The organism is Mesorhizobium sp. M0910 (assembly GCF_040319465.1).
Lineage (GTDB): Bacteria > Pseudomonadota > Alphaproteobacteria > Rhizobiales > Rhizobiaceae > Mesorhizobium.
This window is the reverse complement of record NZ_JAMYNZ010000010.1, coordinates 147299-169359: the sequence shown is the minus strand read 5'-3', so window position 1 is coordinate 169359 and position 22061 is coordinate 147299. Positions and strand designations below refer to the sequence as shown.

Sequence of the window (22061 nt, the reverse complement as noted above, 5' to 3'; positions counted from 1 at the left end):
GCATTTAGTATCCATTCTCGGGAGACCCACGCATGGGTGTCGCTTGGGAGACAAGTGACTCCCCTTTAAAGGCATCGAGATGCTACGAGCGCCGAAAAGTCAGTTCCTTAGACCTAAAGATCGGGCGATTTGCCAGCGGGTTGTCGACCAGATAGCCGCCCACGCTAAATGGTACAGCACTTCGATAGACGGTCAGATTCTGGCCTCGACCACGCTGAATCTCTTTCAATCAGGGGTCGTAAACGAAACGAATTTGCTGGCACATGTTCGCGCGCGGCGCCACGACTTCACTAAACTGACAGGCTAGCTCCACCCGGGCGGAAACAGCGCGTTTCAGCAAATCGTGAATTGACCTGCATCCATGGAAGCCGGTTGGCGGCACGGCAGTTGGCTGAAGATCAAGAGCTACATGGTGGAAGAATATGACTTGCTCGGCGGGTGGACCGGCCGCTGCGATATTTGCTGTCGCGGCGGCCAACACACCCAAGTGGCCGGCTGCTGTCATGCGACCACAGAGCCGCCACGTCAGCCAGCCCAAGATGGCCAATAGGACGAACGACCTTGTAATATCGCTTCATTCGTCCTCCCGAGCGCCGCGCTTCTTTTCCACAAGCGTTTCGGCTCGTGGAGCAATGACTTGTCGAAAGATCCGCGCGCAAACTGTTCATACCGGCTCTTGCCGGTGCTGCCGGAGGTACCGAGCAGCACCGCGAGATCGGGATGCAGGACTTCCCGGCTTCCGCGCGGCAGCGCCAGCGGGCGTCTACGCGTCTGCAGATGATTTCGGGCGAATAGTCGGCGACGAAGTCGTCCAGAGCGGATGCGTTGCAGGGCGGGATCAATGCGACGGCGTGCCTGCCGTGCATGGCTGCCAGATAGGAGATGACCGCGTGTTCCGTCGGCTCGGCTGCTACCGCGACCAGCTTTTTCTCCGGTCCGAACTCGGCTGCCACCGCTGTGACACGTAGCGCAAGATCGCGGTAGGTGATCGGCGTGCGGCCGGGAAAGATCAGCGCCGGACGATCGCCGTGTTCGTCCAAGCGTCGGGTTAACCCCATTCCCCTGATCTCCGTCAATCTGAAAGGCTTATTGCACCCATCAGTGCAGGCGGGGACGCCGCTATCACGTTTGTTGACTGATTGCATCAACTTTCACGGATGTGTTCGCGCGCGAGCGGAGGCATTGGTTGCGACCATGCCCATGTCATCGAGGAACTTTGGCACGAGGCCGGCCAACAGCGGGAGCCCGCGATTCTCTTGGCACGTTGGCAACGCTTGGAGCCGAACACACCTTGCAGCAGCGCCGGCACATCCACATCGGCATCGAGCTGCGGCCAGTGCAGGCCAAGGCCGGTCGGGCTAATCCCGCTCTCGGTGGACAAGGCTCAGAAGAGCCGACATGGGATGAATCGGTTTGTCGAGGGCGAGGATCGCCGGCAAGCGACGCTCTTTCCCGAGTGCCTAGACGTTTAGGTGATGCAGGACAATCCGGTCCGACTCATCGAAGTCTTCATCGAGAACTCGACCTCGGCGCCGTCGGCTTTGCCGGGTCGTGCTGGAAGCGGCCAGCGGCCTGCCTATCATCCGAGGCCGATCCTGCGAAGCCAGTTGCTGCGCCGTCTGTGTGGACACCCGCTCCGGGGCACAAGCCGCGCGAACTCCCTTCTCCTTTCCATCAATATATCGCCGTGCCGCTCTTCGCGGCAAACGGCTGCTCGACGCTGAAGCCGAACGGCGTGCTCGAACCTGGGCATAGCCAACCGATATCGCGCGGCTTCATTTTTTAGTCACTGCGCAGGATTTTTGCTTCGAGCGCGGCTGCGACGAAAGCTCTTCGTGCAGCTGGTGGATGAGCCTCGCCACGCAATACTTGCCGACAGGCGTCCATCGGTATCTTCCGTTTCTCGGTCCGACGACTAAGATCACGGAGCAAGATAGCGGCCGCGTCATTGACGTCGAACACGATACGCTCCGATCTGTGACGGCTAACCTTAACAACCATTGGCCGCTCAAATCTGCTCAAGCCGATCATCTCTCCGCCTCCTCTACGGCAACAGGCCTCGGTCGCACTTCTTTGCCAGCCGAATGGTTCCGCTGCATCTTCGTCGCTGGACTTGGCACTAGCCTAGCGACCGAGTGCAGTGGGTCTGGTTATGATGGGGGTTGCGCGAGATCTGCCGTTTTGCTGTTGATTTTGAGAAGCTTTTGCTTTCGGCGAACTGTGAAATCTCGACACAGTGCCCTCCTTGGTGCTACCCGCGCCAGCCTCGCACATTTCGCGTATGCCTACACTTTCACTTTTCCACTGCCCGACTTGCAGGCAGCGAGCCACTGCATCGCGGAGGTTGCATCTTCCAATATAGCGGCCCGTTTCGCAAAGCCGAAAAAGGCATTGCGCGCTGCGCTTACAGGTATTCGCTCGTCGTATGCATCATAGCAGGCCTTGAGGGCGGCTTCGTGGATCAAGTCTCTGCGGTTTCCTGGCCACTCGTTGAGGAAATCGATGGCGTCGGCCAGGCTGGCAATCTCTTGCACGATGTACGTTGCACGCTTAACGAAAACTGGGCTGCGGAAAGCATCAGGGTTCATTCGTTCCTCCCGACCTGCTGAATACCTACTTTGCGTGATGAGCCGCCTCATCGACATCCGCCGAGCATTGCAGAATGTGTTGTCAGAGCGATGACGGTTTAAGAGGAAGGCAGCGGGTCGTAGTCCTCTGGTGCAGTCTTCGGAGGGGAGCTTGAGAGTCACGGTTTGGCAGCCCATCACCTCGGGCCATTGGGCAAAAATTTGCACGCTGACTCGAGCGTGGCTTGGCAGTCTATTTGGGCGCTCACATGCCAATGCGGCTTCGCACCCGCGATCGGTCAAAGTTCTCCTGTTGGTCGCTATTCGCTGAAGGAAGCCTCGACATTACCGACACGAGCGCGGGCGGTCGGCAGACCGCCGGTCGGTGGTACTCCGCATGCAGCGCCGTCGCCTTCTCCGAGAAACGTCCTCTGTGGATGGCTCCCGCGATGCAAGAGGTAATTGGACGTTACGGCGCGTTGGGCGGGTGCAGTCTTCTGTCCGGCCTGTTGATGCAGCCATCCGAGACTGCTGGCCCTGATGGGACCGGCGAACTGGATCTCAATCTGCCTATCAGGCTATGGTGCTCGGACATTCGACGGGTTGTCCCTGTTCCCGGCCTGACCAGTCTCGCCATCACATCGCGTCGCTCTCACAACCTACTGGTAGCCGATCGATCGGCCCGCCTGTTCTCTGTCCTAAAATTTATCTTCTTCGCAACCTTACACCGCAAGGTTCGCGGCATGACGAGCTTGAGGTCTCGCGCGTACCATGATCGCCCAGACCACACGGGCCATCTTGTTCGCCATGGCCACACTCGCCAAGCGCACGGGTTTCCTGGCGAGCAACGCGACAAGCCGAGGATCCGCTGCCGCCCCTCGAGTTTTGCGAAGGTGTCGGCCCGAGCCAGGCGGGGAACTCCCGACCCGTGCGGGTGCGACGGCAGTCGGCCACGAAGCGACGGGCAATATCCTCGTTCGACACTGCCAAGTCGGCTTCCCGAAACAGCCATTCCTTCAGTTCGCGCGCACCGCCCGGAGAAAGTACGAAGCTGTACAGCGTCCGCAACTACGGCAAGGTGCTCGTACCGCGTTTCCTTGCGCGCGGCGTAGTCAACGAGATCGTCGGTATGTAGGCCAAGCTGCATCGGGGCGAGGCTTAGAGACCGCGCCGAGGTCGTTCGGGCCGCTCTGCGAGCCGGAAGCCGCCTCGCCCTTCGACTTTTCATTTGCGACAGGCCCTGATGAATTGCCAAGCCGGGCTGCAGCGGGAAACCTGTCAGGATAACAGGATCACAGCGTTCGGTTGCATGCCCGGCAGTCGGACTCATTGTCGGCCTTCTGACAATGTTGGGTATGAAACACTGCACTATCAAAACGATCGTGTTGTCTAAAAATGGTTTTCTGGATTGGCACGGCATTTGCTTTGCTGAATCACAAATACCTACGGCACGAACCTGCAGGAGTTCCTCCATGAACAGCCTCAGGCAGTCGCTACAGCAAGATCTGTGCATGCGAATCCGCCCTCCGGTTGCAATCGGAATGGGCCGAGCTTGTAACCAAACACTCCCCCTACTGCATGTGGGGACGCCAAAATCTCGCGACGCGGGCCACGACTGGACAAAAAGCCGCTCGATCGTCCCGCCGCTTAATGAAGTCCAGTGGTGGGACATCGATGAGCGCCTCGCGGAAGGCCGGACAGTTCCGCGATACCAACGTTATAGGGACGGCCTAATCTGTTTTGACTCGTTCTGCACAGTAGGATGGGTGGCTAGCACAAAGGATACTTGAACGTGGACGTTTTCGAACGTGCTTCAATACCTGCGAGGAGGTCACTGACCTCATCCTTCTCGGCCGACCTGGCCGTACTGGGTGCCGCATTCGTTTGGGGCGCGAGCTATCCGGTCGCGAAAAGCGCACTATTCTATGCGCCGGTTTTGATCCTCATTCTTTATCGTTTCCTGATTACCACGATCTTTATGGCAGTGGTGGCAAGACATGAGATCGCGTCGATCTCTTGGGGCGATTGCATCCGTGGCCTCGTATTGGGGACAATACTTTTTTCAATTTTTATTGCTGAAACTTACGGTGTTGCATCAACAAGCGCAATGAATACGGCCTTGATCATTTCGCTTTGTGTAATTTTCACGCCGATCATTGACTATGGGCTATCGGGGCGACTTCCACCTCCGGGCATATTGGCAAGTGCCGCCATATCCTGCATCGGTGTCGGCCTTCTCACTGGCGGGATCGGCAAGTTCAGTCCGGGTGACGCGCTTGTGCTGGGGGCTGCGATTCTGCGAGCAATTATGGTCGTTTCCACCAAACGCCTTCTGGCCGGCCGGCAGATTTCGTCTGCGGCACTGACGGCCATCCAGGGATCGGCGGTGGCAACACTCACTTTCGTTTTAGCCGTGGGTCAATTCGGAATCTACGGCCTTATTGTGAAGGCCCCCCTTCAGTTTTGGGGCGCCGTCGCCTTCCTTTCACTCTTCTGCACGATCGCTGCATTCTACATTCAAAACGCCGCGGTCAGAAAATCCACGCCGACACGGGTTGGCTTGCTGATGGGAACAGAACCCTTTTTTGGTTTCGTCCTCGCGCACCTTCTCCTGACAGAATCTTTGACCGCAACGGGCTTGATAGGTGCCGGCCTCATCCTCGCCGGAACCTTTTCCGGCATCTTTTTTGAGAGCAGGACCTGACAAATGAACCCCGTCTCAACTTCGATCAAACCATCTACCGGCGGCATTTTGAGTTTCGAAGATCTGGAGGCTTTTCCGGACCGAAACGCACCAGTTGCAACCATGTTCAGCGGCGGTCTCGACAGCACCTACCTTCTCTACAAGCTGCAAAGCCTTGGCTTTTCGAATATTGAAGCTGTCGCGGTGGATGTCGGAACTTCCATCGATAAGCCTTTGCTGGAACAGACGGCAGCCAGGTTCGGCGCGCGCTTTGTCTGTCTCGAAGGGCGGGAAGCTTTTGTCGAACAAGGCGTGAAACCCGCCATTCGGGCCCACGCCAAGTACCTTGGTAACTATCCGTTAAGCAGTTCCTTGAGCCGTCCCGTAATCGCCTCGTTGATTGTTGATCATGCAACATCAATCGGCTCACGGCTGCTTCTTCATACAGCAAGTCTTTCGCAGAATAGGCTTCCGCGCCTTAACAATAGCATCAAGCGCTCGGGATTTTCCGGCAACTTCGGCAGTCCGTATGAATGCTCGGTGATTTCCCGGCAGCAGAAGGCCGCCGCCCTCTCTAAGTTCGGACTGACTTTTGTGACGGACCGCACCTGGAGCGGAGACGAAAACGTCTGGTGCCGGGAATTCGAGTCTGGACCTTTGGATGATCCCGAGAACTTTTCTATCCCGGAAGAGGCATTTGATTGGACGCGCAACACTGCCGCAGAGCAGCCGGTAGAGATCAAACTCGGGTTTATCGACGGAAATCTCGTGTCAATTGATGACCGTGATGTTGCACTGATCGACACAATCCCGCTCCTGAATAAAACAGTTGGCAAATTCGGACACGGCCGCTTTGTCGGGCTCGAACACATCTCAACCGGTGAAAAGGTTCTCGAAGTCCGCGAGGCCCCCGCAGCGGCCATCATCATGGACGCGCTGCGGCACCTCGAAACCGCTTCCCTTTGCGTCGGATCAATCGTGTTGAAGGAAGGGCTTGAGCAAGCCTGGTCCCAGGAGGCGGTTTCAGGTGAATGGGGCAGTACTATTCACAAGATGTGCGAACGGGCCATAGCGTCCGCGCTCGAGGGCGTCAGCGGGAGCGTCAGCTACATAGTCGATAATACGCGCTTTTTACCTCGGTCCATCATAGCCAGCACGCCGAAATACATTACGGACCGCCACCTTTGGGAACACCAAGCCGCGAGCCACCAAGCGTCCTTTAAAACTTCCCCCTCGCCAAATTACCAAGACGGGAGACACCCATGAAAAAGGTCGCACCCCAGGCGCTATGCAGCCTCAGTCAAGAATGCACTGATCATCTGGTCACGAATGGATGGTGGTTTTCCAGAGGTAAGCGCACCGAAGCCGGCTTCGGCATCGAAATTGATGCTGACTGGAAGAACTTTGCTAACCACTGGAATCGATTGCTTCTCGATGAATACATGCGTGACGGCGGGACCTATCGCTACCGGCGCTATGGTGCGTTTGAATATGACGCAGTTGACGGAATTTTTCGGCTCCTGCCCCATGCCCCTTACGAGCAATCGAAAGCCATCAACCACTTGAATGGCGGCTTCAAGCGCTACTTCGAGCCCTTTGAACAATCGTTTATAGATCATCCTGTCTTAAACAAGATTCTGACAGGTTTCTGCAGAATTCTATGTCAAACCGCTGGACATGATCGTTGGGATATTAAGCTGCATCCCTACCGGATTGTTGCACGCGACGGTGTAAACGGCAAACCAGCACCCGAGGGCCTTCATCAGGACGGGGTGGATTTCATCGTTTCTTACATGATCGGGCGGGTTAACGTGACCGGCGGTATGAGCACGATTACTGATGCCTCAAAGCGGTTCCTCGGCGATGTCGAAATGAACCTTCCAACTGATTTTGTGATTTGCAACGATCGCAAGACGTTTCATGATGTATCACCGATCGTGACCGAAAATCCGAAAATGCCGTTCGCATATCGTGACGTCCTTGTCATCGCCTTCGAGAAACTATGAATCAAGTCTTGAACCTAAGCACGTTGCGACCAATAGCGAGATCGCTGTCCATACCTGTGGGAATTCTTGAGGCAGAGTCGGACATATCGGACGCCGCCTGATCAGTCGGATAATCTGCAAATGGGTGGAAGATCGCTCTTGTGATGTGTAGTTTGGGACTGATAGTCGAGGCTTGATTCCGTTGGACGCGAATGCCTTCTGGCGCATCACCGCCATGAGAATTCTCGTCCACTGTCCGAGTCAGGAACTGCACACGGGCTCGCCGAACAGGAAGTTGGAACGCTTCGTCATGCTGTCTTAGGCGATATAGCCGCCCGGAGTGCTGCGACACGTGCACGATAGCATTGGCTCGCGAGGATGGATTGCTAACGGCGAACCCATGCTGGTCGGCAAGGCGATACTGGCTGGAGCATCAACTCGGCCGACGAGAGTGGCCCCCCATCCTAGGCAGGATCGGCCGACATGGCCGGCATCGCGAGCCGCTCTGAAAGAGCACAGCGGGCATCCAGACGCTGCCGGGTAAGTCGTTGCTGCCTTCTGGGAGTACGTTCTTTGCTTGGAAATTGCTTACAAGCTTCTGGAGAAAGACGAGACCCGCGTTTTGCGCGACACTCGTTTGCTAGAGAACTACAAGAAACTTAAGTTGCTGTTCGAAGCGAGGGTCGATGACGGGCTGGTCGCCTTCAACACCGCCCCTGGCCTGATGAGCCTCGATCTCCAGCACAGGCTCTTTCATCTCGCCCTTTCGGAGCTCGGTGGCGAGGAGGCATGGAACGAAGTGCTGGAGATTACGGTGGATGTCGCGCGTACCATCACCATCGAACGGTTCAACCGCCCCGATTGACGGACCCTCCGCGTTCGTTTCCTTCATCGGGCTGGAAGAAGCCGCCGCTCGCACAACGAAAAAGCCCGCCGCGGGAGGAGGTGCGGCGGGCTTGATTTGGACGACAGCATTCGGGAGGAATAAATGCCGTCCCTGATCGCCGAGGTCGGGAGGAGGTGACCCGGACGAAACTTGATACCGACAACCTACTCCCTTCCACGCTCCCGAGAAGCATTAATTGTGCATAGCAGCATTGCGATCTGTGCAGCGCACACCTAGACCTGAGAGGTGTGTTTGCCAGACCGGCAGCGCAGGCCGTGTGCTGCGCCGCAGCGATGCACATGTTCGAAACTGGCGGCATCAGCAGCCCGGTGACGTTACCTACTCCCGCCGCGCGCAGCATTGCAGTATCATGCTGCCAGATCGAGAAGCTTCTTGGCCTTGCCCTCCATCTCCAGGCGAACATCCTGATGCGGCTTGTCGCGCGCCACCCGTGTAATGCCCTGCACGAAGTCGAAAATCGAGGCGGGCGGGTGCCCTTCCTCCGAAAGCACGGCATCGATGATCTTCGTCGTCTCCGCCTTGGAGAAGCCGCGCTTGCGCAGGAAGCTCTGGCGATCTTCGTCGTCCCGAGCGACGACACGCTCCCGCGAAGCCTTGATGCCATTGACGAACGGCATGGGCGAAGACTCCGCGAACTGGATCAGCGCTGTCTCGGCTTCCAGGGCAAAACGCGAGGCGGCATATTTGGAATGCCGGATAATGATTTCCTGGAAATCTTCGACGCCGTCGGCGATGCCGAGGTGCGGGCTCCGACTTCGGAACTCAGCGGAGACGCATTCCACGCAGCCAATTTCGCCACCAAAAGGGCGGTGTCCCCGTTTACCGACGCGCATCTAAGTTCTCCGTTGTTCCCCAACACGATTATTGCTGTGCCTGTTACCTCAATCGACCGTTCTGCGATCGTGTGGCTGACGCTGCGGAAAAAACCGCAGGGTCGGTTCTGTTCGATGTTCGCGTCGACGGCGATAGCTGCGTTCAGCGGATGGCTGCGATTGGATATGGCGTTTAAATCCTAACGGGATTCAATAATCCCTGTGGGACGGCACGTCCTGTGTCCTGCAGCGCGTTGTTGAGCGCATGGCCCATATAGCGGATTGATGATGGTGAAGGCCTCGGGCTCTCCTCGGCTCCGGCACCGGCACGGAACGTGTCGGCCGGCACCGCAAAGGGCGTTCGGCCGGCCGGAGAGAGGTCGAGGCAGCAAGCATTCCCAGTGGGGAAGTCAGGCTGTTTGGCTGTCGCATCCACGAAAGGTCGCGCCACAGAAACTTGATTGCCAGTCAAATTTTGTTTTCTCGACGCTTCACGAATTAGCATTGGATGCTTCGCTGTTGGCCGTGAAGGAAGATAGGCTGGGGATGGCGCGGCCCGAGCGAACCCACAAAGCCTTCACACGATGCAGATAAGGCACGGGACCTCGTCGAAAGTGTCGACAGGCTGGCTGGCGTTGCTCATGACTGAGCGGAAATAGAGCACGGCAAGACGGTGGAGACCATCGCGCTCGACAGCAAGAACAATTCTCCAGAGGCGATCATCATTATCGATCCGGCGGTCGGGAGGCCTGGTCGGCTTAGCGGGGCTACGACGATGCGACATCCAACACATATGCGGCATGACTCGGTCAAGGTCGGTGCTGGAATTGCCGCCCGAAAATGGAGTCTTGGCCCAGGAATCGAGCCGCCATCGCGGACGTTGCACCGAAGCAGAGCCGGCACTGTCTCAAGTCCGGATGGCGAAGTGCGCAGCCGATGAAAGCTGCGGCAGTTGGGGACGCGTACAAGCCGTATATGATGACGACATTCGGGGCGCCACGGAGGCGTTCCGCGTTCCTATCGCTCGAACCATGGCCATCGACGAATACGACAGGCCATCAGGTCCGCCGCGCCTTAGCGATAGATGAGTCGCAGCTTCGCCGTGCATAGCGTGATCGCGGAAGTTTGCATTTACGCGCTCCCGTCCGTTTCATTCTCCTCATCGATTTCGCGCACGGGCAGATAGGCGTTCGTTTCCAACCATTCCCGCAGCACGATCTGAATGAGGTCCGCCCGGCCGATTTCCATTTCGGCAGCAATGGCGTTGAGAGCGTCCTCGGTGGCCGGTTCCAGCGGCACGCCGGCGACGTTTCTGAGCATCAATGCCGCGCGCCGCAAGATGATCTGCAGATCCGCGCGCGAAACGTGTGTCGCTTGGCAGTTAATTAGTAAGCGCGAATTTCCCCGCACCTTTTACTGTTGAGTGCTCTGATGCATGAGGCGTCACCAAAATAGGTGGACACCTTGTGTGCGGTCGCCGTCAATGCCGATCACATCAAAGGAAACGGCCCGCCCATTGCCGCATGGAAGCGTGACAATGCTGCTCGACCTCCTACATGTTAATGCATCACGTAATATAGTAGCCAATCACCCACCCGGCCAGTTTGCTGCCTTTGCCCGGCCTTAACTACCCCCTGGGGAATGTCTCTCGACATTCCTCAGGGAACTCGACGCGAATGTCTGCAATATCCGCTAAGCGGGCAGAATTTCTGCGACAGCATTTGCTGAAACCCTACTTTACAACAGTGTGGCGCTTCCGGCCGAGCGAAAGCCGGATCGGGAGGTCTTGGGACGATATCATTGTATCAATCTCGACGACGTTGCCGTTGATCCGCACACCTCGTCCCGAGATCGCCCTTCGCGCTTCCCCTTTGGAGGAGGTCAATCCGGCGCGTACCAGCAAATCCACAAGGGCTACTCCGGCCAAGCCCTCGGCGTCATTTAGATGAAGCGTCGGTAGCCCCTCTGCGGCTTCGCCCTGCCCAAATGCTTGGCTAGCCGTGGCCTCCGCCTGTTTGGCGGCGTTAGTTCCATGTGCCAGGGCCGTAGCTTCGTTGGCCAGACGTTCTTTGACGGCGTTTAGCTCGGTTCCTTCAGCCTGTCCAAATCGCTCGATCTCGTCCATCGGCAGATCGGTGAAAAGCTTCAGGAACCGAACGACATCAGCGTCTTCCGTGTTACGCCAGAATTGCCAGTAATCGTATGGCGAAAGGCGATCTTCGTTGAGCCACACAGCTCCGGCAGCCGTCTTACCCATCTTGACACCTGAAGAAGTCGTCAGAAGCGGCGTAGTCACTCCGAAGACTTCCTTTCCATCCGTCCGCCGTATCAAGTCGATGCCATTGATGATGTTCCCCCACTGGTCGGCTCCACCCATCTGCAAACGGCAACCGGTCCGGCGGGATAGCTCAAGGAAGTCGAACGCTTGGAGGATCATGTAGTTGAATTCTAAGAAGCTCAGATTCTCCTGCTTTTCCAGCCGCGACTTCACACTGTCGAAAGAGAGCATCCGATTGACGGAGAAATGCCTGCCGACGTCTCTCAGCATGTCGATCCAACGAATGCTGTCCAGCCAGTCGGCATTGTTCACCATCACGGCATCCGTCGGACCGTCTCCGAAGACAAGGAGACGGTCAAAGACCTTTCTGATCCCTTCAATGTTGGCGGCGATCCGCTCGTCCGTCAGCATGGGCCGCGCCTCCGAACGGAAGCTGGGATCGCCGATGCGGGTGGTCCCACCCCCAATGAGAACGATGGGTTTATGGCCAGTCTGCTGAAGATGACGAAGCGCCATGATCAGAAGAAGATGGCCGACATGAAGACTGTCAGCCGTCGCATCGAAACCAGCGTAAGCGGGTACGATGCCTGCTTCAAAGGCGGCATCGACACCCGGCAGGTCGGTCCCTTGATTTACATAGCCGCGCTCAATGAGCGTCTTCAAAGCCGCCGAACATGGTTCGGAATGATCGGTTGGTAAATCGGGAAGTGCCATATAGGGAATCCTCCTGGTATTGCCGCCAGGGGGTCCTCTCATGAACAAAGCCGCCTGACGGCGGCTTGTTTCAAGGCATGATCGAAACGCGCCGCTCCTTATGGAAGCGTCGCATAATAGATTGCAGCGATGAGCGCGGACTTGATCATGTGCCGATGCATAAAGGACTTTATCCGCACCTGCAAGCAATCTGAAATGGCTACTTCGGGGAGCTGCCGAGCCTCTGTCGCGACGATTTGCAACTGACTTTTGCACCGTCGCAGAGCTCAACTTTTGCGACAGCATTTCCTGCTTCCCGCTTTCCTTCTGATGTCGAGCCCAGACGCGCTTCACCTGCGCTTCGCTGCAGCAGCCGGTCAGCTTTGCCGTCCTGCCGATACTGTTGCCGCCAGACCGGAAGACAATAATGCGTTCGTGTGTCACCAGTCAGCTTGGTCCGGCATATTTCCCGGTTCCGTCGCAAACTCCAGCTGAGGTCGGGCAGGTTGAGCGTCACGCGCCATCGTTTCCTGCCGCAGATCATCGCCCATGCGGTCTGGCTCTCCTTCAGGTTCCCCTTGAGCCTGTGTTTGGTCGAGGAAATGGCGCTGGAGGGGGATCGTGGTTTCGTATGAGACAATCCGCCGGTGGGGCAACAAATGCGGTCCGCATACGGAGCCATTACGTGACGGCACTTGATATTGCAGTGCAGCAAGCGTAGAGCACCGCGCGCTTATCGGAGTGTCGTCCATGGCCCTTACCAATGCTGGTAACGAGGCAGAACCCGTCGAACAATCGAGCCATTCTGAGGTCGAGCAGCACAGCACCAAGGTGCTGATGCTGGGCGCACTCGGCGTGGTTTACGGCGATATCGGCACCAGCCCGATCTATGCTTTCCGCGAGGCATTGGTGGCATCGTCGGGGGGCGAAGTCGCCAACCGTGGCGAGATCCTCGGCGTGTTGTCGCTGATCATCTGGTCGCTGACCATCATCGTCACCATCAAATATATCATGTTCGTGCTCAGGGCCGACAATCGCGGCGAGGGCGGTGTGCTGTCGCTGATGGCGCTGGCGCGCAACAGTTTCCCGACCCGCTCGGCGGTGATCCTCGGCATCGGCATCGTCGGTGCCTCGCTTTTTTTTGGTGACGCAGTCATCACGCCGGCGATCTCGGTGCTGTCGGCGGTCGAAGGCATGAACGTCGTCACGCCGACCTTCCAGCCTTATGTGGTGCCGCTGACGCTGGTCATCCTGGCGATTCTGTTTTCGGCACAGCGGTTTGGAACCGGCGGCGTCGCCCTGATCTTCGGCCCGATCACGGCAGTCTGGTTCCTGGCCATCGGCCTTTCCGGTCTCAACCACATCATCGCCGATCCGGAAATCCTGCTGGCAGTCAGCCCGCATTATATCGTCGCCTTCCTGATCAATTCACCCGACGTCGCCTTCGTGACGATCGGCGCCATCTTCCTCGCCGTCACCGGCGCCGAAGCGCTCTACGCCGACCTCGGCCATTTCGGCCGCAAGCCCATCGTGCTCGCCTGGCTGGCAATCGTGTTCCCTTGCCTGCTGCTGAACTATGCCGGGCAGGGCGCATTCGTGCTGGCGAAAAACGGCGTGGTCGGTCATCCCTTCTTCGAGATGAACGAAGGCTGGACGCTTATTCCGATGGTCGTTCTCGCCACCGCTGCGACCGTCATCGCCAGCCAGGCGGTGATCTCCGGCGCTTTCTCGCTGACCAGGCAAGCGGTGCAGCTCAACATGCTGCCGCGCCTGGAAATCCTGCATACGTCGGAAAGACAGTCCGGCCAGATCTACATGCCGCGCGTCAACATGCTGCTGGCGCTGGTGGTGATGCTGCTGGTGGTCGGCTTTGGCGAATCCAGCAAGCTTGCCTCAGCCTACGGCATTTCGGTGACCGGCAACATGCTGGTGACGACGGTGCTGCTCTACGTGATCATGAGCCGCATCTGGAAATGGCAGCTCTGGCTGGCCATCTCCCTGACAGTGGTATTCGCGTTCATCGACATCGGCTTCTTTGCCTCGAACATCGTCAAAGTGTTCGAAGGTGGCTGGGCTTCGCTGGCGGTGGCCTTCACCATCGTGCTGGCGATGTGGACCTGGATCCGCGGCACCCGCTATTTGTTCGACAAGACGCGCCGGAACGAGATTCCGCTGGATTTCCTTGCCGGCAATCTGCTGAAGAAGAAGCCGCATCTGGTGTCGGGCACCGCGGTGTTCCTGACCAGCGATCCGCTGAGCGCGCCGACCGCGCTGATGCACAGCCTCAAGCACTACAAGGTGCTGCACGAACAGAACGTCATCCTTTCGGTGGTGACGGCGCCGCAGCCTGTCGTGCCCGACAGCGAGCGCGTCAAGATGGAGACCGTCAACGAGCTGTTCATGCGCGTGACGCTGACCTTCGGCTATATGGAGCAGCCCAACATCCCGCGCGCGCTGGCCATCTGCCGCAAGCAGGGCTGGAAGTTCGACATCATGACGACGTCGTTCTTCCTGTCGCGGCGCTCGCTCAAAGCCTCGCCCAATTCCGGCATGCCGGCCTGGCAGGACAAGCTGTTCATCGGGCTGGCGCGCACGGCGGCAGATGCGACGGAATATTTCCAGATCCCGACCGGACGCGTCGTCGAGATCGGGACGCAGGTGACGATTTAGGGCATGCCGCGGTTGAGAAAGAATCGGTGCTGTCACATTGATTGAGCGGTAAAGAAATTGAGGTAGCAGCGCGCCCGGCACTGTAAAGTTTCAGCGGCTTGATGCAGCGATAGCTGGCCGGGACGGCTGTCACGCTGCGGCGACACACGCGCCAACGGCCAGTCGGGTGTCGCGAATTGAGGCGCGCTGAAGCCGTCCGGCTCAGCCGATCATGGCGCTTCGGTTGCCGGGTTCGAGGTCGTGGCCTCTGCCGCTGCGCGATTCTAGCATTTGCGCCTTGGAGAGCTCTGCTTCAGCCTCGGCGAGGCATGGCTCGGCTGTGGTTCTCTGCCGCAGAAGGTCCGATTGCGAATTCTTGAGGTTGTCACGACGTAGGCGGGCGGCCTTGGCGAACGTCGGATAAGCGAAATGATTGATATCGGAGATGCCGGCCTTCGTTTCCTCGGCGTTTATCTGGAAGTCCAGTTCTCGCGCCATGCGTTCGAAATCGGCAATCATCATGTCTAGCTGCTGCAACTGTCGCCGCTTCTCATTCACCTGAAATTGCTTCAGTCGGACCAGATTACCTCGTGGCTTCATGACTCGGTACTCCGGTACACATTTCGTCCAATCAAACCGCTCTCTCCCAGCCCCTTAACGTTAGGCCTACAGCGACTCTCACGGTTTCTGCTGCGAGAGGTATTTTCCAAATCCTTGGCCGATGGCCATGAGTTCAATGGCATCGACAAGCATGCGAGCGAGGGACTTAAGGAGCGGTAAAAAAAGGCGGAATAGGGCGATTTCACATTGTCTGCATATGAACGCGTTGAGACCTGCGGCGGGCTTGTCACACAAACCAATCGCCAAGATTTGCGACATAGACGCCGGGGGGCATGAATACGCCCGCCGTCAGCTACACGCCCCCCGATTTCCGCCGCCTATTATCGCCCACGCGGTCTGGCTTTATTTCCGGTTTCCGCTGAGCCTGCGCCTGGTTGAGGAAATGCTGCTGGAACGCGGCATCGTGGTTTCGTATGAGACAATTCGCCGGTGGGGCATCAAGTTCGGGCCGGACTACGCTCGCTGCTTGCGCCCCAAGCCGCCGTGCCGGAATGATGTATGGTACCTGAACGAAGTGGTCGTCACCATCGCCGGCAAAAAGCTTTGGTTGTGGCGCGCCGTCGACCAGGATGGATATGTGCTGGACGAAATCGTGCAAAACCGCCGCAACACCAAGGCCGCCAAGCGCTTGCTGACGCGGCTGTTGAAGAAGCAGGGGCTCGCGCCGAAGCGCATGATCACCGACTAGCTGCGCTCGTATGGAGCGGCAAAGCGACAGGTGATGCCGGACGTCGAGGCACCGGTCGCACAAGGGGTTGAACAACAGAGCGGAGAATTCCCATGTGCCGCCGCGAAACGGGAGCGGATGATGCAGGGGGTCCGATCGCCGGGAGGCCTGCAACGCTTCGTCTCGACCTTGTCAGCCCTCCGCAACCTCTTCGTCCCGCCCCGCCCCAAACGTTCTGCTCTCGCCATACATGTTCATCGCCTGCAAGCCATCGCCGAATGGAAGGCCGTGACTGGAACGCCCGCATGAATTCTGCAGCAGCAGCCCTCGGCCGGCAACGGTGGGAGGCCGCTGAGCCTCATCCGCTTCGATGAGAGCGGCGTCGGCGGGTTCTGTCGCAAACTTTCGGAAAGGTCATTTGCTGCAGAAAAATGGCCTGCGGCATCGATCGCGACGAGCACTGAAGTCGATCAGAATCCGCAAGAGCCAGTATTTCAATAACCGGGCTCGAACACATCTCAACCGGTGAAAAGGTTCTCGAAGTCCGCGAGGCCCCCGCGGCGGCCATCATCATGGACGCGCTGCGGCACCTCGAAACCGCTTCCCTTGGCGTCGGATCAATCGTGTTGAAGGAAGGGCTTGAGCAAGCCTGGTCCCAGGAGGCGGTTTCAGGTGCATGGGGCAGTACTATTCACAAGATGTGCGAACGGGCCATAGCGTCTGCACTCGAGGGCGTCAGCGGGAGCGTCAGCTACATAGTCGATAACACGCGCTTTTTACCTCGGTCTCGGCTCGCGACGATGGATTGCTAACGGCGAACTCATGCTGGTCGGCAGGCGATACTGGCTGGAGCATCAACTCGGCCGACGAGAGTGGCCCACCATCCTAGACAGGATCGGCCGATATGCCGGCATCGCCGCTCTGCAAAGAGCACAGCGGGCATCCAGACGTTGCCGGGTTGACTATGGGTGTCCGAACCGCGAAAAGAGGCCGCTCTTCATGAGTGGCGTGCGCCGGCAGTCTAACCCCAAGCCCCCCGCCCAGGCTGCCGGCGCGCTTCTAGGAACATCGAGGTAGGGCACTACGCCGCTTGCTTGTCCGACTACGCTTCGATCAGATACCGCGGTGGCCAGCCTCGACCCGTCGCTTGCGCCTGCGCCCGCCGAGACCTTGTGCTTCCTCCAGCGAGTCAAGCCGATCACCATGGGCGTCGCCAGTTCTGTTGCTCACCCACGTGCCATTTGCGATCTCGTGTCAGTGAGAGCACCGCAACCACCTCCCCTGCTAGAGGGCAAGGCGGCTTGCGTCGCCCGTGTTGTTACTATTCTTCGCTGTGGTCGGAGTTTTTCCCTGCCTTCGGAATCGGGACATTCGACTTTGCAAAAAAATAGGCCATCGTGGTCGATCGTCACGCCCCCAGTTCGGCGGCACGATGGACGCAGCGCAAGCTCTTTGCGCGGGGGGCTCGTCCCATCAAATACTTGATGCAATTTGCGCTTTGCGTACCTCCGTGCATGTTGCTCGATGCCAGGCGGAGGCCTCTGTCTAAATGATCGCATCGATCGCGTTGCCGCGATCGCCGCAGCCGTTTTCGAGCAGGACAATCATGCCAGGCGTTGTCGGCAGCGATGCGCATGCAAAAATTCACAGATGCGTCTAGACTTAGACTAGCGCATCTTCGCCATGGCGCTCGGCTATGAAGCCGCCTTCTTAGCTACGTCGCAAAGGGTTATCCGGCCAAGGCGGGTTCAATGGAATGAAATGAGGCCCCTTTGGGTCCTGAACTTTCAACTCCAGACTGCCTCTTTATGCGACTTTTCGAGCACAGAACGTGAACATGAGAGCGTGCTGGCATGTTTAGACCCCCTTGAGGTCAGTTCGTGCCGTGAGCGCCAGACAATGTTTAAGGCAGCGTCTTCATGCGCCACCGCCCCGTTCGATCGGAAAGAACTGGTGCAGACTGGAGCACCGTCACGCGATTCCACGACTAGCAAAGATTTGGCAAGCAATGCTGCTATAAGCTTCAGGAAAGAAAATTGGGGGGGCGGGCAATCGTGCTCAGGGCGTGCGTCAGTCGCGTACAACATGCCGTTGGACATGGTGGTTTCCACACGGGACACATTCAGGTCTTCGAGCCACCAAGAACTGGTGCGGAGCTGGAAGGCTATACGGAGATTAAGAGCTTCCGGTACGTTTATGACTGCGGGTCCGAGCACGGCAACGCGTTCAAGAGCGCATTAAACGCGCACCGGCTGAGTTGCGAGGAACGCACGGACATTCTCTTCGTATCCCACCTCCACTCTGATCACTCCAACGGCATCGAACACTTGCAGGCCATTGCACCAGCAGAGACCGTCGTCGTGCCGTATCTCGACGTCATCGAGCGACTGATCTTCATTCTCGCTGACACGGAGTCCGGCGCCATTTCGACATCCGCTCGCGAGTACTTCGGCAATCCGGCGGGCTGGTGGCTGGACCGCGGCGCGAGATACGTCATCTTTCTCGAGGCGGATGATGGTGATGCTCCGCGGCCGGGCGGGCCGATGGAGCCCGATGGTCCGATCGACGACGGCGGGGGTGACGATCGCCGGGATGCGATGGCATTGCCGGAAAAGAAAAAGCCCGGCACGCGGCTTGCCCACCACCTGCGTAAGCCAAGAGGACCTGTCCCGGAAGGTTTGACGGCCGCCAGCGAAGCGAGGTCAGAAGCCGCCGACGGCGCCGTTCTTGCCGGCGCCGGCTCCTTCATGCGACTGGAGTGGCGCTATTATGAAACTGCACAGTGGCAGATCGGCGACTGGATCCTGCTCCCCTATGTGCATCCGGTCGACAAGGCCGTTCGTTCCCGCTTTCAGCGAGCGGTCACAAAGGCCCTTAGGATCAGAGGCGGCAACGAGGAAAAGCTCGCCGCGAAATTGATCGAATTTCTTTGCTCGCCCGAGAAGACGAAGGTGCTGCTTGATCTCTACGGTGAGCACTTCGGGCACGGCCACAACGCCCTGTCGATGTCGCTCTACTCCGGACCGTATTGTCAAAGCACCCGACCAGCCGATGACGATCATCGCTGGCATCGATACGGATGGCCCTATGAGGACTTTCCCCATTGGGACATCGGCTTCATTGAACCTGTGGGCTGGCTCGGAACGGGAGATTCCGCGCTGAAGCAGAAGCTACGGCGCGACCCCTGGATGAATTTCTATCAGCCATACGCGTCCAATGTTGGTATATTGACGCTGCCCCACCACGGCTCCGCTCACAATTTCCACGAGGAAATCCTGGCATTTGACGGCCTTCAGATGGCCCTGGCCACAACGGTCGATCGCCAGAACCGCGTGGCGCGGATGCGTGACACCCTCGCGGTCGTGCAGGCTCGCGGGATTCACGGACATGTCGTCGACGATCGACGCATGAGCACCTATCGGTTCTGGTGCGGGCGCACGATGGGGAGATGACATTGGAAGAGGTTCGCCGGATCGCCATGGCGCCTGCGCTGACCGTCAGCTGCCGTGAGGAGGCCGACGAACTGATGTCGCTCGTGCGTGCGTCGGCCGCACGAGCGCGGGACTGGATGTCAGCATAAACCGGCGATCCGCTCGACATGCTGCGGCAGATCAAGTTCGAGCCTGTCGCCTTTCATTCGATCGAGGATCGTGCGCTCAACTTCATCGAGCAGATCAATCAGACCTGGACGTTTGCAGTCGCGATTGGCGCTGCCAGGCAGTTGCTGCAGCTGCATCCGAATATCGGCGGCTTCCGCCTCGCGCCTGGCGCCCATGCGTCGCTCGAGCTCGACATCATGAGCGTGGAGCTGGTGAGGTTGGCGCGGAGACCTTCGCTGCGGCAACCCCCCGCAACAACGGCAAACTTGCGGCGGACCTCGCGAAGCTCGCGGGGCGGCCCGAACGCAACCGGTACGTGTTCTTCATGTCTCCGCTGTTCCCCGGAAACTCGCGGCGGCCGCAATTTGAGAAAGATGGTATTGAGGTCTGGTCGATCGATGTCTGACCTGCGAACCGCACGACCTCCGGTCGAGGATGTGATTACTGGCCTTACAACCAAATCCGCGCGAATTCGGGCGCTCGCGGCTAGCCGGCTACGAGCGGGCGGAGATCGCCCGTATGCTCGAGCTCCGATACCAGCATGTTCGCAAAGTGCTCGTCGATGAGGAAGCCAGAGGCGCACAGGGGCAACGACCTCGTAGCGCCGGGAAACCCAAGGCGGCGGATCATGCGGCTGCCAGCCCGCGCTTGGACGCCTCGCCTGCAGTATTGATCAAGGCCGGGTTCTGGCCAGTCGGCGAGTGGACCCGCCTTTCGGACGAGGCCTCCCATCTTAGCGAGAGGGCGCCCAACGAGCCTGGAATCTACGCCTTCGCCGTTGACGGAGTGGTTAAATATATCGGGCTGACCTAGACAGGTTTGCACGCGCGGATGGGCCACTACCGGCGGGGCCACAAAGGCCACAGGACGAGCTCGCGCGTGGAAGGCGCTGATCCTCGAGTGCCTAGCCGAGGGAAAGTCGGTGCAGGTTTTTGTCGCGACACCCGAGGCGCTCGAGTGGAACGGTCTGCCGGTGAGCACTGCCGCCGGGCTTGAAGCCGCCCTCATCCGCGCCATGCGACCCAAATGGAATATGCTGGGAGCGAAGCGGCTGATACCCGGGGCTTCCCTCTCGGAATAGGAGAGTTCCCGTCCTAGGTTTAGAGGCATGTGCAATGCCCCCGAACAGGTCGGTGAGGTGATGGGCAACAAGATGGACCACCTCTCCCTCCGGCTGGATCGGCCCGCGGACGGCAAGCAGGGAGGACGAAAGCACAAGAACCGAACGGATATCTAACTAGGAGGAACCGCCGCCGCCGTATGCGCGGCGGCGGTTTGATGATCATGCGACCGCGATCGCATTTGCCATCGCGTTGACTGTGAGAGCGAATAGGGCCGGTTTCGATAGCGTCGCCTTGAGCTGATCTGGCCAATCCGGATGGACGGATGCCCATGCGAGTATCTTGGATGCATCGAGACGTCGATGACTCGCAAGATAGCGCGACGAGATCTTTGCCGGTACCGACTCGCGCACATAGTGGGCATTGAGCGGCCGAAGGGTGGTGAACAGCCCGTATGCCTTGGCGAACGTCTGGACCTCGCCCTCCTCAGCGAGCGAAGAAAGTAACTCCAGCACCGGCCCGGAGGGTGTGATGTACGCGTCCGAACCGAAACGGGAGATGGCGTCCGCGACCCGCCGCGCGTTGCGGACGCCGATAGCAGCAAGCGCGTCGTGCAGAGCACGTACCCTCGGCGCCGCCTGCCCCTGCCCAATACTCGGCCTTTCCGGTCCGGTTGTCAGCAACACGCGCCGCCACCGCCTCCGCATTGGGAGAAAGCACCCTGACCCGCCCCTCCTGGACGTCCAGAATGCCGGCAGCGATCAATGTCGCAAGCTCGGCGTCGAACCGTGGGTGCCGAGCATCGTCTTGAAACAGAGACGCCAGGTCGCCACGGAACACAAAGGCAAGTGTGTCGGGCTCAAGCCAGGGGACGGCTCGCGTTCCTCCATGGACGTTGAGAAGGAGGCCGAGGACGAGTGCTTCTCGCAGTCGCTGGCCGGCTCCTGAACCAGGCCGTAGCAGAGGGCTGCGACTGCGGTGCAACGCGGCGGTCGCCAACAGATACGGAAAGACGTCGCGATACCAACGCGGGGTGTTTCGCGATCGGGTGCTGCTTCCGCCGGATCTTTGTCGAGCCACGCGAGCACGGGTGGACGGCAGGGCTCGGGCAACGCTACGAGCAGCCGCTTGCGAAAGGCACCTAGCTCGATTGGTCGAACGGAGTTGCTGAGAGCTGCCTCAAGATCGTGCCAGTCTCGGAAGCCCCCGCCGCGGGCAACTGCTGCCTGGCATTTGTTCAACGGAAAAACGAAGCCGCTGTCCTCAAACAGCCGCTTCAACTCCTTTGCGCATTTCTTAGCGCCATCAAGTGTGGAATACACGCGAAGTCCTTCATCTCGGCCTTGTCGAGATGCGCTGCTCACCTCTTGCGGCCGGAATCAGGGTTCGGTCGCGAGAAAGAATACCCGTTGGACGACGGTCCTTCGCCATGGCAGCGGCCACGCCGATGATGGCGGCGCTCAACCAACAATATGCGAGTTGCTGAGAAGGTTCAATCCTGACCCAACCCTAGGGGCGGCTGCCGGACAAGCTGGCCGT

16 protein-coding genes and 5 pseudogenes are annotated in these 22061 nt (G+C 58.7%); 9 read left to right on the top strand and 12 right to left on the bottom strand.

Annotated features, from left to right (window positions below; translation table 11 throughout):
* Positions 1-398: 398 nt before the first annotated feature.
* From NKH78_RS24235 to NKH78_RS24215, 5 genes and pseudogenes are all read right to left on the bottom strand, one after another.
* Positions 399-1040, bottom strand: a complete 642-nt coding sequence (locus NKH78_RS24235; RefSeq protein WP_352509686.1) for a hypothetical protein — start codon at positions 1038-1040, stop codon at positions 399-401.
* Between the two features lie 104 nt (positions 1041-1144).
* Positions 1145-1381 carry a DUF2442 domain-containing protein gene (locus NKH78_RS24230; RefSeq protein WP_352774745.1) on the bottom strand — a complete coding sequence of 79 codons (237 nt, stop codon included), beginning with the start codon at positions 1379-1381 and terminating at the stop codon, positions 1145-1147.
* A gap of 401 nt (positions 1382-1782) precedes the next feature.
* Entirely contained in the window at positions 1783-2001 is a 219-nt protein-coding gene (locus tag NKH78_RS24225) for a DUF982 domain-containing protein (protein WP_352785962.1), read from the bottom strand.
* 284 nt (positions 2002-2285) lie between these two features.
* Positions 2286-2588, bottom strand: a complete 303-nt coding sequence (locus tag NKH78_RS24220) for a DUF982 domain-containing protein (RefSeq protein WP_352509682.1) — start codon at positions 2586-2588, stop codon at positions 2286-2288.
* Positions 2589-3289: 701 nt separating this feature from the next.
* A pseudogene (locus NKH78_RS24215) lies at positions 3290-3442 on the bottom strand (IS110 family transposase); the annotation flags it as partial.
* 917 nt (positions 3443-4359) lie between these two features.
* Here NKH78_RS24215 and NKH78_RS24205 point away from each other — a divergent pair.
* From NKH78_RS24205 to NKH78_RS24190, 4 genes are all read left to right on the top strand, one after another.
* Positions 4360-5271 carry a DMT family transporter gene (locus NKH78_RS24205; protein ID WP_352509681.1) on the top strand — a complete coding sequence of 304 codons (912 nt, stop codon included), beginning with the start codon at positions 4360-4362 and terminating at the stop codon, positions 5269-5271.
* A gap of 3 nt (positions 5272-5274) precedes the next feature.
* Positions 5275-6516: an argininosuccinate synthase-related protein gene (locus NKH78_RS24200; protein WP_352884466.1), complete on the top strand. Its 1242-nt coding sequence runs from the start codon at positions 5275-5277 to the stop codon at positions 6514-6516.
* On the top strand, positions 6513-7256 hold the full coding sequence (locus tag NKH78_RS24195; protein WP_352884464.1) for a 2OG-Fe dioxygenase family protein: 744 nt from the start codon (positions 6513-6515) through the stop codon (positions 7254-7256). The genes NKH78_RS24200 and NKH78_RS24195 overlap by 4 nt, the downstream gene beginning before the upstream one ends.
* Positions 7257-7812: 556 nt before the next feature.
* Positions 7813-8100, top strand: coding sequence for a hypothetical protein (locus tag NKH78_RS24190; protein ID WP_352830472.1), 288 nt, complete (start codon positions 7813-7815; stop codon positions 8098-8100).
* A 389-nt stretch (positions 8101-8489) separates the two neighbouring features.
* Here the strand turns inward: NKH78_RS24190 and NKH78_RS24185 are convergent.
* The 4 genes and pseudogenes from NKH78_RS24185 to tyrS all read right to left on the bottom strand — a co-directional run.
* Positions 8490-8867 (bottom strand): annotated as a pseudogene (locus NKH78_RS24185) (hypothetical protein); the annotation flags it as partial.
* Positions 8783-9022: pseudogene (locus NKH78_RS32680) on the bottom strand (hypothetical protein); the annotation flags it as partial. The pseudogenes NKH78_RS24185 and NKH78_RS32680, both read right to left, overlap by 85 nt.
* Before the next feature lie 1063 nt (positions 9023-10085).
* Positions 10086-10364: a hypothetical protein gene (locus NKH78_RS24175; RefSeq protein ID WP_352451797.1), complete on the bottom strand. Its 279-nt coding sequence runs from the start codon at positions 10362-10364 to the stop codon at positions 10086-10088.
* Positions 10365-10686: 322 nt separating this feature from the next.
* Positions 10687-11946, bottom strand: a complete 1260-nt coding sequence (gene tyrS / locus NKH78_RS24170; RefSeq protein WP_352884463.1) for a tyrosine--tRNA ligase — start codon at positions 11944-11946, stop codon at positions 10687-10689.
* Positions 11947-12416: 470 nt separating this feature from the next.
* Here tyrS and NKH78_RS24165 point away from each other — a divergent pair.
* A pseudogene (locus NKH78_RS24165) lies at positions 12417-12591 on the top strand (IS6 family transposase); the annotation flags it as partial.
* Between the two features lie 84 nt (positions 12592-12675).
* Positions 12676-14595, top strand: coding sequence for a potassium transporter Kup (locus tag NKH78_RS24160; protein WP_352884462.1), 1920 nt, complete (start codon positions 12676-12678; stop codon positions 14593-14595).
* Positions 14596-14796: 201 nt separating this feature from the next.
* Here the strand turns inward: NKH78_RS24160 and NKH78_RS24155 are convergent, their stop codons facing one another.
* Positions 14797-15174: a flagellar export protein FliJ gene (locus tag NKH78_RS24155; protein ID WP_352451800.1), complete on the bottom strand. Its 378-nt coding sequence runs from the start codon at positions 15172-15174 to the stop codon at positions 14797-14799.
* Between the two features lie 268 nt (positions 15175-15442).
* On the opposite strand from NKH78_RS24155, the pseudogene NKH78_RS24150 reads away from it, so the two are divergent.
* From NKH78_RS24150 to NKH78_RS24140, 3 genes and pseudogenes are all read left to right on the top strand, one after another.
* Positions 15443-16171, top strand: a pseudogene (locus NKH78_RS24150) (IS6 family transposase).
* 182 nt (positions 16172-16353) lie between these two features.
* On the top strand, positions 16354-16674 hold the full coding sequence (locus tag NKH78_RS24145; RefSeq protein ID WP_352784380.1) for a hypothetical protein: 321 nt from the start codon (positions 16354-16356) through the stop codon (positions 16672-16674).
* Between the two features lie 1224 nt (positions 16675-17898).
* Complete coding sequence (locus NKH78_RS24140; RefSeq protein WP_352884461.1) at positions 17899-19314, top strand: hypothetical protein; 1416 nt, start codon at positions 17899-17901, stop codon at positions 19312-19314.
* A 119-nt stretch (positions 19315-19433) separates the two neighbouring features.
* Here the strand turns inward: NKH78_RS24140 and NKH78_RS24135 are convergent, their stop codons facing one another.
* Together NKH78_RS24135 and NKH78_RS24130 are read right to left on the bottom strand one after the other, a co-directional pair.
* Complete coding sequence (locus tag NKH78_RS24135; protein WP_352784365.1) at positions 19434-19637, bottom strand: hypothetical protein; 204 nt, start codon at positions 19635-19637, stop codon at positions 19434-19436.
* Between the two features lie 1106 nt (positions 19638-20743).
* Complete coding sequence (locus NKH78_RS24130; protein WP_352784359.1) at positions 20744-21208, bottom strand: hypothetical protein; 465 nt, start codon at positions 21206-21208, stop codon at positions 20744-20746.
* Positions 21209-22061: the final 853 nt, after the last annotated feature.

Excerpts from the sequence above, each read along its gene's own strand:
- NKH78_RS24225 (WP_352785962.1), bottom strand. The coding sequence starts at position 2,001 with ATGGTTGTTAAGGTTAGCCGTCACAGATCGGAGCGTATCGTGTTCGAC.
- NKH78_RS24220 (WP_352509682.1), bottom strand. The coding sequence starts at position 2,588 with ATGAACCCTGATGCTTTCCGCAGCCCAGTTTTCGTTAAGCGTGCAACG.
- NKH78_RS24200 (WP_352884466.1), top strand. The coding sequence starts at position 5,275 with ATGAACCCCGTCTCAACTTCGATCAAACCATCTACCGGCGGCATTTTG.
- NKH78_RS24195 (WP_352884464.1), top strand. The coding sequence starts at position 6,513 with ATGAAAAAGGTCGCACCCCAGGCGCTATGCAGCCTCAGTCAAGAATGC.
- tyrS (WP_352884463.1), bottom strand. The coding sequence starts at position 11,946 with ATGGCACTTCCCGATTTACCAACCGATCATTCCGAACCATGTTCGGCG.
- NKH78_RS24160 (WP_352884462.1), top strand. The coding sequence starts at position 12,676 with ATGGCCCTTACCAATGCTGGTAACGAGGCAGAACCCGTCGAACAATCG.
- NKH78_RS24155 (WP_352451800.1), bottom strand. The coding sequence starts at position 15,174 with ATGAAGCCACGAGGTAATCTGGTCCGACTGAAGCAATTTCAGGTGAAT.
- NKH78_RS24135 (WP_352784365.1), bottom strand. The coding sequence starts at position 19,637 with ATGGGCGCCAGGCGCGAGGCGGAAGCCGCCGATATTCGGATGCAGCTG.